Genomic DNA, 11,445 nt, shown 5'->3' on the forward strand with positions numbered 1-11,445 from the left:
TAATTAGAGTCTGTCCGGTGAGCAAGAAAAGCTTATTCGGACAGCGCATCCTCGTTGAGCCGAATGACCTCGTTGAGGCTTCTAAGGGTGTTGTTGAAGTTGTCCTTGGCATGGTTGAGCTTCTTGAATTGCTCCGCCAGCTCCCTGGTTTTTTGCTGCAATGCTTCTTCGCGTTTATCCAGTTCGCACTGACGCGCTTCTTGTTGCGCCCGTACCGTGCTGTCGGATTGCCGATCTTCATCAAGTTGCCGTTGCAGTTGCTGTAACTGCTCTTCCTTCTGTTCGAACGCGCGCTCTTTCTCCTGCAGTTGGGACTCTCTGGAGTCCAGGGTCTGCTGTTGCGCCTGGCTTTGCAGTTTCTGTTGCTTGAGCCGATTGGCGATGCTGGAAAACTCCATCAGGCTCGCCTCGACATCCTGCAGGAAGTGCTCGGGGTCGGTGCCCGGGAAAGGCCAGGCTTCATCCTGGGGTTCGACCGGGGACTGCTGTTCGTCCGGTATTGGCAGGGGGCCGGCATCGGAGTAGCGAATTTCGGCTTCGGGCGCATCTGGCTGGGGGCTTTGCGTTGCGCAGCTGCCCGCAGCCGCGGTGGATTCGTGGTGTTCTTGCTCGGCGCTGTCGTTTGCCTGTTCGTCGAGCTGCGCCAGGGCAGCGTCGAGTTGCTGGTCATCGATGGCTGTGGGCAAATGCTCGGCCGCCGGGCCGAATTGAGCCGAATTCTGAAAGCTCAGCAGCTTGGCGATCCACTCTTTCTTGGTGCTCAACAGGCGATGGTCCGCGGCGGCGGCAGGGGGTAACTGTTGTTTGTTCAGGTCCAGCAGATGGTAGGGCACATCGCTTTCACGGTGTTCGCCGGTGGCTGCCTCGCGCAGGATCTGGCTGAACACGCGAATCGCCAGCTGCCCGTCCTCGTCCGAGTCCAGGGCGCCCAGGCAGTAATTGCCCCCTTCGTTGAATAACAAGGCGATATAGACGCGCAGATTATCGTCATCAAGGCTTTCGTTCAGGCTATAGGCGAGAAAGTTTCGACCTGCTTCTGGAACAGAAAAACTGCAGAGCAAAGCTGCTGTCAGCATTTGCTGCTCTTTGTTTTCGATGGAGATAGTGCGTAAGAGCATATGTCACCCAGTAAGCTCAAGTAAAAATATGAGCGCTAGGATACTAGGAAATAATGTCGGTTGGCGTTAAGAGCAATACTCCAGGTTTGTAGGATAAATCTTATAATTCTATTGAATAGTCTTATTCATATGGATTTACACCCTCATTAAAAATATCAGCGTGTATTGTATTGCGCCCATTCCGACACAACACAGCTGTTGATCCTGTTACAACTATTCAATCTCAACCCCCTGCTGAATATGAATGGCTTTTAGCTGTTCACCTCAGACTTCTCTTGTTGAACCTGGAAGCCATGATCGAAATATCCAAACTAACCAAGTCTTTTTCCGGGCAGGTCGCGGTCGACGATTTGTCCTGTCATATCGGCCCGGGAGAAGTTCTGGGGATTCTTGGGCCAAACGGTGCAGGCAAATCCACCACGATGAAAATGCTCACCGGCTTTCTGGCGCCGACCTCCGGCACCGCGAGCATCCTGGGGTTCGACATCCGCACCCAGACCCGTCATGCCCAGCAGCAGATGGGCTACCTGCCGGAAGGCGCGCCCAGTTACAGCGACATGGCGGTACAGGGCTTTCTTGAGTTCATTGCCAGTGTTCGCGGCTATCGCGGCGCGCAGAAGCGCGAACGGGTGGACCGGGTGATCGACCTGCTGGAACTCGGCGACGTCCGCCGGCAGACCATCGAGACCCTGTCCAAAGGTTTCACCCGCCGGGTCGGCCTGGGCCAGGCGATCCTCCACGATCCGCGGGTGCTGATTCTCGACGAACCCACCGACGGCCTCGACCCTAACCAGAAGCAACTGGTTCGCCAACTGATCCAGGACTTGGGCCAGGACAAGATCGTGATCATCTCGACCCACATCCTCGAAGAGGTGTCGGCCGTCTGCAACCGTGCCCTGATCATCAGCAATGGCCGCTTGCTGGCCGACAGCACGCCGTACGAGCTGGAGCGCAGTTCGCGCTATCGCCAGGCGGTGACCTTGCAGGCCGACGAACCGCTGGACCTGCTGGCCCTGGTGGTCTTGCCGGGAGTGGCGGGCGTCGAGGAGAACCCGGCCGAGGGCAGCCTGACGCTGCTGGCGCGGCCTGGCGAGGTGATTTTCCCTCAGGTCAACGCGCTGGTGACCGCGCGTGGCTGGAAGATGAAGCGCCTGGAACTGGAACAGGGTCGTCTTGACGAGGTCTTCCAGACCCTGACCCGGGGAGAGTCGGCATGAGACAGTTACCGGTGATTTTCAAGCGCGAGCTGGGCAGCTACTTCGCCACTCCGCTGGCTTTCGTGTTCATCGAGATCTTCCTGGTGCTCTCGGGTGTCTTCACCTTCTACCTGGGCAATTTCTACGAGCGCAACCAGGCGGACCTGGCGCCGTTCTTCGACGTCCATCCCTGGCTCTATCTGTTCCTGTTGCCAGCCCTGGCCATGCGCCTGTGGTCGGAGGAGCGCAAGTCCGGCAGCATCGAATTGCTGATGACCCTGCCGGTGAGCTGTTTCGAAGCGGTGGTCGGCAAGTTCCTCGCCGCCTGGGTGGTCGCCGGCATCACCCTGCTGTTGACCCTGCCCATGGTGCTCACCGTGAACTACCTGGGGAACCCGGACAACGGCGTGATCCTGACCGGCTATCTGGGCAGTTGGCTGCTCGCCGGCACCTACCTGGCGATCGGCTCCTGCATGTCGGCCATGGCCAAGAGCCAGGTGATCGCCCTGATCCTCGCCTTCATGGTGTGTTTCCTGTTCGTTGCCTGCGGTTTCTCCCTGGTGCTGGATGCACTCAACCCGTGGGCGCCGCAATGGCTGTTGGACTTGCTGGCCTCGCTGAGCCTGCTGACGCATTTCGGCGCGATCAGCAAAGGGCTGATCGACCTGCGCGATCCGCTGTATTTCCTCAGCGTGATCGTCGCCTGGCTGATGGCCACGGTGGTGACGGTCAACCTGAAGAAAGCCGAGTGAGGACGATTCGATGAAACGCATGCTGTATTCCACTTCCGGCCTGTTGCTGATTGCCTTGCTGTTCCTGGCCTTCAATCTGGTGACAGGGCTACTGCTCACCGGTGTCCGGCTCGACCTGACCCAGAACAAGCTCTATTCCATCAGCGCCGGCACCCGGCAGATTCTCGCGGAGCTGAAACAACCGCTCGACCTGTATTTCTACTTTTCCGACAGCGGCTCGAAGGAACTGGTGCCAATGCGCGGCTATGCCCAGCGGGTCCAGGAGCTGCTCAAGGTTTATGAGCGCGAGGCCGACGGTAAGATTCGCCTGCACGTCATCGACCCGCTGCCGTTTTCCGCGGAAGAGGACAAGGCCGCCGAGTTCGGCCTGCAGGCCGTGCCGCTGGGGCAGGGCAGGGCGCCCGTGTACTTCGGCCTGGCCGGTATCGATGAGCAGAACAACGCCCAAGCGATCGAGTTTTTCGCGCCGGACCAGGAAGAGTTCCTCGAGTACGACATCAGCCGCTTGCTGCAGACCCTAGCCAACCCCAAGCGCCCGACCCTGGGCCTGTTGAGCAGCCTGCCGGCCAACGGTGGCTTCGATATCCGCACGCAGAGCAAGACCGAACCGTGGATGCTGATCCAGGAGCTGCGTCGGGAGTTCGATCTGCAACAGCTCAAGCCCGATACCCAGGACATCCCGAAAGACGTCGACATCCTGATGTTGCTGCACCCGAAAAAACTCTCGCAGCCGACCCTGTACGCCATCGACCAGTTCGTGTTGCGCGGCGGCAAGCTGGTGGCCTTCGTCGATCCCTACAGCGAGCAGGACTCCGGCGAGGAGTACTTCGGCATCCAGAGCAAGGACAAGTCCTCCAATCTCGAGCCATTGTTCAAGGCCTGGGGCATTCATATGCAGCCGGGCAAGGTACTGGGGGACAACCTCTATGCCTTGCTGGAGACTTCCGAGGAGGACGGGCGTCCGCTGCCGCGGCCGTTCACCCTGGGTGTGCCGCAAGCTGCCTTGAGCCAGCAGGACCCGAGTACCGCCGGGCTGGAGTTCATTGCCCTGACCACCGCCGGCATCCTCGAACCGGTGGCCGGCGCCAGCACGCGCTTTACCCCGCTGATGTACAGCTCCGACTCGGCCAAGGCCTTCGAGGCGGACCGTTTCGACAAGCCAGCCGACCGCAAACAGATGCTGCGCGACCAGGAACAGCCCAACCAGCGTTATGTGATCGCCGCCCGGGTGCAAGGCCCGGTACGCACAGCCTTTGCCGACGGCATCGAGGGTCGCAAGGACGGCCTCAAGGAGGCGCAGCAGGTCAACCTGGTGGTGGTGGCCGATACGGACCTGTTGAGCGACCGGATGTGGCTGGAAATGCAGGACGTCAACGGGCGTCCGGCAGCACGGCCATGGGCCGACAACGCCTCCTTCGTGCTCAATACCCTGGACAACCTCGCCGGTTCGGACGCCCTGAACAGCCTGCGCTCGCGCGGCCCCTACAGTCGTCCGTTCGTGGTGGTGGAGCAATTGCGCCGCGAGGCCGAAGCCAGCTTCCGCGCCAAGCGCTTCGCCCTCGAGGAGAGCCTCGAGGAAACCGAAGGCAAGCTGCAGCAGTTGCAGGGCTCGCCGGACAAGGGCGAGACCCTCAGCGCCGAACAGCAGGCGACGGTGCGCCAGTTCATGCAGGAGAAAACCCGCATTCGCAAGGAACTGCGCGAGGTGCAATACCAGCTGAACGCCGATATCGATGAGCTTGGAAGGACCTTGAAGATGCTCAATATCGCCGCGGTTCCGCTGCTGTTGAGCCTTGGCATGCTGCTGGTCTGGGTCGTGCGCTACCTGCGCCGGAGCAAGGACCTGTCGCGCAAGCCTGCGCCGCTCGGCAAGGTAGCTGGCTCGCGGCGAGCGTAAGTGACCAGGGCCCGACCTGCCATCCATGCGGCAGGTCGGGCCAGCGCCAGGGCGAGGCGCTGCTACGCTGGGAGCAACTCCCTGACCTGTGACCCCGACATGACTGACCCGCTCCCGTCCACGCCTGCTTGCAGCGCCCGACAACTGCTGACCGCCCTCGACCTGGAACCGCACACGGAAGGCGGTTACTACCGCCGGACCTTCCAGACGGACCAGCGGCCGATGCTCGCCAGTGCGGGCGGGCAGCGGTACTTGATGACCTCCATCTATTACCTGCTGACCGGGGATTCGCCCATCGGTCATTTTCATCTGAACCAGTCCGACATCCTGCATTACTTCCACCTCGGGGATGCCCTCGAATACTGCCTGGTGTTCCCGGATGGCCGCCTGGAAACCCGGGTGATGGGCAGCGACGTGCGGGCCGGTCAGTGCTTGCAGCTTCACGTTCCCGGCGGTGTATGGAAGGCTTCGCGGCTGCTGCCCGGCGCGGCGGGCTACGGCCTGATCAGCGAAGCGGTGTGCCCCGGGTTCGACTACGCGGACATGCAGCTGGGCTGCAAGCGCCAGCTCAGCGAACGCTTCCCGCGGCACGCCAAATTGTTCGAGCGGCTCTGCCAGCCCTGAAGAAAGCCAGCACGCGGATTGCTCGTTGCGATCAGTCAAGTGTCACTTGCGATCATTGTTGCGCCCGGCGCCCGGCGCTTATGGTGGCTCGGTCAATCGCCGTCGAACGACAGCTCCCCGACCCCCCTGCAAGTGACAGGAGAACACCATGTCCGATCTGAAACTGCATCCCCAGGCTGCCGCCTCCCTGCAACGCTGGCACGCCATGCTGGCCCAGGGTGACCTGGGCGCCTTGCCTGAACTGCTGGATTCGAAAGTGGTATTCCGTTCGCCCATGGCCCATACACCTTATCCGGGTGCGCCGGTGGTCTCGACCATCCTCAATACCGTGTTCAAGGTGTTCAGCGACTTCGCCTATCACCGTCAACTGGTCACCGCCGATGGCCTGAGCGTGGTGCTGGAGTTCAGCGCACGGGTCGGCGAGCGGCAGATCAAGGGCATCGACCTGATCCGCTTCGACGAAGCCGGCAAGATCGTCGAGTTCGAGGTGATGGTCCGTCCCATGAGCGGCCTGCAGGCCCTCGGCGAAGAAATGGCGCGCCGTCTGGCGCCCTATCTGGCGGCGAGCAAGGCGTCTGGCTGAGCGGCGGCGAGAGCTGGGCCGCCCTGTGGAGGCCGGATCCTCGACTAGACTCACGCGATCGATGAAAGCGAGCACGAGGTTCCGGTCATGGCAAAAAACAAAAAGGGCGCCACCAAGGGTGCTCCCGCTGAACCCGCAAAACTGAGCAAAAAAGACTACGAGGACCAGTTGCGCCGCTTGCATGTGGAGCTGGTCAAGCTGCAGGAGTGGGTGCGCGAAAAAGGCATCAAGATCTGCATCGTCTTCGAGGGACGCGACGGCGCTGGCAAGGGCGGGACCATCAAGGCCCTGACCGAGCGCCTGAGCCCGCGGGTGTTCCGGGTGGTGGCGCTGCCGGCGCCGACCGATCGCGAGAAAAGCCAGATGTACCTGCAGCGCTACCTGCCGCACCTGCCGGCGGCGGGCGAAGTGGTGATCTTCGACCGCAGCTGGTACAACCGCGCGGGCGTCGAGCGGGTGATGGGGTTCTGTAGCGAAGAGCAGGCGGTCGCCTTCCTCAAGGCGGTGCCGCTGGTGGAGCGGGCGATCGTCGATTCGGGCGTGATCCTGCTCAAGTACTGGCTGGAAGTCAGCCCGGAAGAACAGACCCGCCGCCTCGAAGCACGGATCAAGGACGGGCGCAAAATCTGGAAGCTGACGCCGATGGACGTCAAGTCATACAGCCGCTGGTATGACTATTCCCGTGCCCGCGACGCGATGTTCAAGGCCACCGACACCGAACATGGGCCCTGGCTGGTGGCCGACTCCAACGACAAGCGCCGCGCGCGTCTCAATATCATCAGCGACCTGCTCAGCCGCATTCCCTACAAGGAAGTACCACGGGAGAAAGTGGTGTTGCCCAAACGCCAGAAGCCGGGCGGCTATCGGGAATCGGACCATCCGTTGCGACGGGTTCCGCAGAAGTTCTGAGCACCAGGCATCAGCCCATCTACCCGCCAAGGCCAGCGTCCGATGAACCATTCGGGGTCTTCTCCGCCCGTCCCGGAACCTGGCCGGATTGCCCGCCGGGACGCTGGCGACGAACAGCATCGCTGGAGCCGCTGGCTGCCGGGGCTGCGCATGCTGCGCGGGTACCGCGTGGCCTGGTTGCGTCACGACTTCGTGGCCGGGCTGGTGCTGACCACGGTGCTGGTGCCTGTCGGCATCGCCTACGCGGTGGCGTCGGGGCTGCCCGGCATCTATGGCCTCTACGCGACCATCGTGCCGTTGCTCGCCTATGCGCTGTTCGGCCCCAGCCGGATCCTGGTACTGGGGCCGGATTCCTCGCTGGCCGCGGTGATCCTCGCCGTGGTCCTGCCACTGTCCGGCGGCGACCCGCAGCGCGCGGTCGCCCTGGCGGGGATGATGGCGATCGTGGCCGGGGCGGTGTGCATCCTGGCCGGCATCGCGCGCCTGGGGTTTGTCACCGAGCTGCTTTCCAAGCCGATCCGCTACGGCTACATGAACGGCATCGCGCTGACGGTCTTGATCAGCCAGTTGCCGAAGTTCTTCGGTTTTTCGGTCGAGGCCAACGGGCCGCTGAGCAACCTGTGGGCCATCGCCACAGCGGTGCTGGAGGGCAAGACCAACTGGACCGCCTTCATGGTCGGCGCGGCGACCCTGGCGGTGATCCTGCTGTTCAAGAACAGCCAGCGGGTGCCGGGCATTCTGATCGCCGTCACCGCGGCGACCGTCGCTGTCGCTGTGCTGGACCTTGCGGCAACAGCCGGTGTGTCGGTCCTGGGTTCTCTGCCACAAGGCCTGCCGACGTTCGCCATCCCCTGGATCAGCCGCGCCGATATCGGCCCGGTGCTGATCGGCGGTTGCGCGGTGGCCCTGGTTTCGTTCGCCGATACCAGCGTGCTGTCCCGCGTCTACGCAGCGCGGACCCGCACCTACGTCGACCCGAACCAGGAGATGGTCGGGCTTGGCGTGGCCAACCTGGCGGCCGGATTTTTCCAGGGCTTTGCCATCAGCAGCAGCTCGTCGCGCACCCCCGTGGCCGAGGCCGCCGGTGCCAGGACCCAGCTGAGCGGAGTCATAGGCGCCCTGGCCGTGGCCTTGCTGCTGGTGCTGGCCCCGAACCTGCTGGAGAGTCTGCCCACCAGCGCCCTGGCCGCGGTGGTGATCGCATCGGCCATCGGCCTGATCGAAGTCAGCGACCTGCGGCGGATTTATCGCATCCAGCAATGGGAGTGCTGGCTGTCCATCGTCTGCACCATCGGCGTGGCCGTGCTGGGCGCGATCGAGGGCATCGGCCTGGCCATCGTGATCGCCGTCATCGAGTTCCTGTGGGATGGCTGGCGCCCTTACTCGGCGGTCCTGGGGCGGGCGGAAGGGGTCAAGGGTTATCACGACATCACGCGCTATCCCGACGCGCGCCTGATCCCCGGCGTGGTGCTGTTTCGCTGGGACGCCCCGTTGTTCTTCGCCAATGCCGAGCTGTTCCATGACCGGGTGCTGGACGCCGTGGCGGCCTCGCCAACGCCGGTTCGCTGGCTGGTGGTGGCGGCGGAACCGGTCACCAGCGTCGACGTGACGTCCGCCGACATGCTGGCGGAACTGGACGACACCCTGCACCAGGCCGGCATCAAGCTGTGCGTGGCCCAGATGAAAGACCCGGTCAAGGACAAGCTGAAGCGGTTCGGGCTGTTCGCACGCTTCGGCGAGGCGGCGTTCTTCCCGACCATCGGCGATGCCGTCGACAGCTACCTCGCGCAGCATCCGCTGGAGGGGGAAGGGCGCGAGGATCGCTGAGCGGCAGTGGCGCGATTCATTGACAAAGTCATGGGTGATCAGGTCCCGATCTTGACCGGGCCTCGCCTTCCAGGGGCGACTCAGGCGAACCGCATTGACAGTTCCACGTCGCCGCCGAAGGGCACGGACAGGTAGCCACTGGCGGGCGAACGGACCCGGGCCAGGTAGTCCGGGCAGTAGTCCGTGTTGTCGGCGACGATCAGCGCGCCCGGCCGCAGGCGGCTTTCGACCAGGGCCAGGATATCGGCATACAGCGCCTTGGCGCCGTCGAGCAGCAGCAGGTCGATGGACTCGGGGAGGTCGACCGCCAGGGTCTTCAGGGCGTCGCCCTCGCGGATTTCCACCAGGTCGGCCAGGCCGCCTTCGAGCAGGTGCTGGCGCGCCCGTTGCACCTTGGACGCCTCGAACTCGCTGCCGATCAGGCGGCCGCCGCCGTTGTCGCGGATGGCCGCCGCCAGGTGCAGGGTCGAGATGCCGAACGAGGTGCCGAACTCGACGATGTGCCGGGCCCGGGTGCTGCGCGCCAGCATGTACAGCAGCTCGCCGGTCTCGCGGGAAACGGGCAGCCAGAGGTCTTTCAGGCGGCCATAGAAATCCAGGTATTCGGTCTTGCTGTGCATCAGGCGTTCGCGTTCCTCGCGGGAGATGCCGGCGACGGCCGGGCTGGTCGCCGTATCGGCCTGCTCGAACAGGCGATCGAGCAGGGGCGCGAGTGGGGAGGTGGTCAATGTGCTGGTCATGGGGCATCCCGTCCGAAGTTGACGCCTTGCGGCGCGTGGCTAAAATGCGATCAATTCGTCGCATTCAGAGGATATGAGCAAGTGACCCTCTCGGCTATTCGCATTGGCTGCGGCCCTGTCGGGCCATCATGAGCAACCGCCGGACCCCGCAGGTTTCCTCGCGCAAAGCGCCTAAACAGGCACGCTCGACGGAGCTGGTGGCGGCGATCCTGGAAGCCGCTACTCAGGTTTTGGCCAAGGAGGGCGCGCAGCGTTTCACCACCGCGCGGGTGGCCGAGAAGGCCGGCGTCAGCATCGGTTCGCTGTATCAATATTTCCCGAACAAGGCGGCGATCCTGTTCCGCCTGCAAAGCGATGAGTGGCAACAGACCACGCAGATGCTGCGCGGCATCCTCGAAGAGGGTGGCAAAGCCCCACTGGAGCGGGTGCGGGTGCTGGTCCGGGTGTTTATCCAGTCCGAATGCGAGGAAGCCAGGATGCGCGTGGCGCTCAACGACGCCGCGCCGCTGTACCGCGACGCCCCCGAAGCGCAGGCCGTGAAGGCGCAAGGAGAGCGGATCTTCCAGGCTTTCATGGAGGAGGCGCTGCCCGAGGCGCCACAGGCCACCCGCGCCCTGGCCAGCGACTTGATCACCGCCACGCTCAGCAGCGTGGGCAAGGACTTTTCAGAAAGCCCGCGCACCGCCGCAGAGATCAAGACCTACGCCGACGCGATGGCAGACATGTTCTGCGCCTACCTCACGCAACTGGCGCGCCGCGCTGACTGACTGGTAAAGCCGCAAGGTGGCCGGCCTGGCGCGCGCGGGCAAGTCTCCTGAAAAAGGGCGTTATTCAGCCATCAGCACCTGGGGTGACACCACCCATGCGCTGCAAGGCAGCTGGTACAGCAACTGCTCCGCCGTGCTGCCGATCAGGCGCCCCAAGCTGCCGCGATGGCCAACCCTGCCCATGACAATCACGTCGATGTCATAGGCTGCGACGTAACTGGCAAGGACCTTGGCCGGGCTGCCCATGATCATGTGCTGGCGTTCCGGCGCAATGCCGTTGCGTTCGGCCAGTTCGTCGAAGGCCGCGGCCTGTGCGTCGAACAGGGTCTTGGCCTTGCTTGTCGAGAAAAACGTCGAACTCTGGTCGAAGTTGAATTCGTCCGCGCCGATAGAGGACAGGTCATGGGCATAGACCACGTCGAGCTCGGCGTTGCAGGCGCTGGCCAGTTTGCTCGCCTCATGCAGTATCCGGTCGTTGAAGTCCTGGTACTGGTCATCGCGATGGAACGGGTCGACCGCCGCGACGATCTTGCGCGGCAATGCATGCTGCAGGTGGCTGACAAAATGCAGGGGCACCGGGCACTCGCGCAGCAAGTGGATATCCAGGGGCGTGAAGAACACCCTCGACAGCCGCGATTGATGCTCCAGGGCCTTGATCAGCAGGGCCATGGGCTGTTCTTTGAGGTGCGTCAGGATTTCCTGCAGCGGGCTTTCGACCCATATCACTTCAGTGGTGACGGTGACACCCAGTTTGCGCAGCGGACGGGCCTGTTCTTCGAGCCACTGGCGATGGCGTTCGACATAACCCAGGCGCATCTGCTCCAGGGCCTGTTCGTTGACCAGGCTGGCCGTGGCCAGGCCTTCCAGGTAGTCGAAGGCGACGATGTGCAGGGCTGCGTCTTCGGCCCTGGCCAGGGCGGCGGCCCGATCGAAGGCGGGGCTGTTCTCCATCAGCGGCGAGGCGACCAGCATGAAACGTGATTGCTCGGACATGACGACTCTCCCAGGGGTAATTGACGGCAACGCGTCTTT

At 63.2% G+C, this 11,445-nt stretch carries 11 protein-coding genes; 8 read left to right on the forward strand and 3 right to left on the reverse strand.

The window, feature by feature from the left end; genetic code table 11:
• Window positions 1-32: 32 nt before the first annotated feature.
• Entirely contained in the window at window positions 33-1,076 is a 1,044-nt protein-coding gene (locus AC3RCP_RS15820; RefSeq protein ID WP_256593364.1) for a hypothetical protein, read from the reverse strand.
• A 335-nt stretch (window positions 1,077-1,411) separates the two neighbouring features.
• Here AC3RCP_RS15820 and AC3RCP_RS15825 point away from each other — a divergent pair, with 335 nt between their 5' ends.
• The 7 genes from AC3RCP_RS15825 (at window position 1,412) to AC3RCP_RS15855 (ending at window position 8,906) form a co-directional block, all read left to right on the forward strand.
• Window positions 1,412-2,335, forward strand: a complete 924-nt coding sequence (locus AC3RCP_RS15825) for an ABC transporter ATP-binding protein (RefSeq protein ID WP_007925682.1) — start codon at window positions 1,412-1,414, stop codon at window positions 2,333-2,335.
• Complete coding sequence (locus tag AC3RCP_RS15830; protein WP_009043839.1) at window positions 2,332-3,066, forward strand: ABC transporter permease subunit; 735 nt, start codon at window positions 2,332-2,334, stop codon at window positions 3,064-3,066. The genes AC3RCP_RS15825 and AC3RCP_RS15830 overlap by 4 nt, the downstream gene beginning before the upstream one ends.
• A 10-nt stretch (window positions 3,067-3,076) precedes the next feature.
• The gene (locus AC3RCP_RS15835) at window positions 3,077-4,963 is read left to right on the forward strand and encodes a GldG family protein (protein WP_492570367.1); all 1,887 of its coding nucleotides are present in this window, start codon (window positions 3,077-3,079) and stop codon (window positions 4,961-4,963) included.
• Window positions 4,964-5,062: 99 nt separating this feature from the next.
• Window positions 5,063-5,587, forward strand: a complete 525-nt coding sequence (locus AC3RCP_RS15840) for a cupin domain-containing protein (RefSeq protein ID WP_101337951.1) — start codon at window positions 5,063-5,065, stop codon at window positions 5,585-5,587.
• Window positions 5,588-5,735: 148 nt separating this feature from the next.
• Entirely contained in the window at window positions 5,736-6,170 is a 435-nt protein-coding gene (locus tag AC3RCP_RS15845; RefSeq protein WP_009043842.1) for a nuclear transport factor 2 family protein, read from the forward strand.
• 87 nt (window positions 6,171-6,257) lie between these two features.
• Complete coding sequence (gene ppk2, locus AC3RCP_RS15850) at window positions 6,258-7,079, forward strand: polyphosphate kinase 2 (RefSeq protein ID WP_492570368.1); 822 nt, start codon at window positions 6,258-6,260, stop codon at window positions 7,077-7,079.
• Between the two features lie 42 nt (window positions 7,080-7,121).
• A complete protein-coding gene (locus AC3RCP_RS15855; protein WP_492570369.1) occupies window positions 7,122-8,906 on the forward strand; it encodes a SulP family inorganic anion transporter in 1,785 nt (594 codons plus the stop codon).
• An 80-nt stretch (window positions 8,907-8,986) separates the two neighbouring features.
• On the opposite strand, the gene AC3RCP_RS15860 is transcribed toward AC3RCP_RS15855, so the two are convergent.
• Window positions 8,987-9,646: an O-methyltransferase gene (locus AC3RCP_RS15860; RefSeq protein ID WP_492570370.1), complete on the reverse strand. Its 660-nt coding sequence runs from the start codon at window positions 9,644-9,646 to the stop codon at window positions 8,987-8,989.
• Window positions 9,647-9,774: 128 nt separating this feature from the next.
• Between AC3RCP_RS15860 and AC3RCP_RS15865 the strand changes: the two genes are divergently transcribed.
• Window positions 9,775-10,413, forward strand: a complete 639-nt coding sequence (locus tag AC3RCP_RS15865) for a TetR/AcrR family transcriptional regulator (RefSeq protein ID WP_492570371.1) — start codon at window positions 9,775-9,777, stop codon at window positions 10,411-10,413.
• 60 nt (window positions 10,414-10,473) lie between these two features.
• On the opposite strand, the gene AC3RCP_RS15870 is transcribed toward AC3RCP_RS15865, so the two are convergent.
• Window positions 10,474-11,406: a universal stress protein gene (locus tag AC3RCP_RS15870; RefSeq protein WP_101337956.1), complete on the reverse strand. Its 933-nt coding sequence runs from the start codon at window positions 11,404-11,406 to the stop codon at window positions 10,474-10,476.
• Window positions 11,407-11,445 lie beyond the last annotated feature (39 nt).

This window comes from Pseudomonas sp. GW822-FHT05A08 (assembly GCF_058800485.1).

Excerpts from the sequence above, each read along its gene's own strand:
- AC3RCP_RS15855 (WP_492570369.1), top strand. The coding sequence starts at position 7,122 with ATGAACCATTCGGGGTCTTCTCCGCCCGTCCCGGAACCTGGCCGGATT.
- ppk2 (WP_492570368.1), top strand. The coding sequence starts at position 6,258 with ATGGCAAAAAACAAAAAGGGCGCCACCAAGGGTGCTCCCGCTGAACCC.
- AC3RCP_RS15820 (WP_256593364.1), bottom strand. The coding sequence starts at position 1,076 with ATGCTGACAGCAGCTTTGCTCTGCAGTTTTTCTGTTCCAGAAGCAGGT.
- AC3RCP_RS15865 (WP_492570371.1), top strand. The coding sequence starts at position 9,775 with ATGAGCAACCGCCGGACCCCGCAGGTTTCCTCGCGCAAAGCGCCTAAA.
- AC3RCP_RS15860 (WP_492570370.1), bottom strand. The coding sequence starts at position 9,646 with ATGACCAGCACATTGACCACCTCCCCACTCGCGCCCCTGCTCGATCGC.
- AC3RCP_RS15870 (WP_101337956.1), bottom strand. The coding sequence starts at position 11,406 with ATGTCCGAGCAATCACGTTTCATGCTGGTCGCCTCGCCGCTGATGGAG.
- AC3RCP_RS15840 (WP_101337951.1), top strand. The coding sequence starts at position 5,063 with ATGACTGACCCGCTCCCGTCCACGCCTGCTTGCAGCGCCCGACAACTG.
- AC3RCP_RS15835 (WP_492570367.1), top strand. The coding sequence starts at position 3,077 with ATGAAACGCATGCTGTATTCCACTTCCGGCCTGTTGCTGATTGCCTTG.
- AC3RCP_RS15845 (WP_009043842.1), top strand. The coding sequence starts at position 5,736 with ATGTCCGATCTGAAACTGCATCCCCAGGCTGCCGCCTCCCTGCAACGC.
- AC3RCP_RS15830 (WP_009043839.1), top strand. The coding sequence starts at position 2,332 with ATGAGACAGTTACCGGTGATTTTCAAGCGCGAGCTGGGCAGCTACTTC.
- AC3RCP_RS15825 (WP_007925682.1), top strand. The coding sequence starts at position 1,412 with ATGATCGAAATATCCAAACTAACCAAGTCTTTTTCCGGGCAGGTCGCG.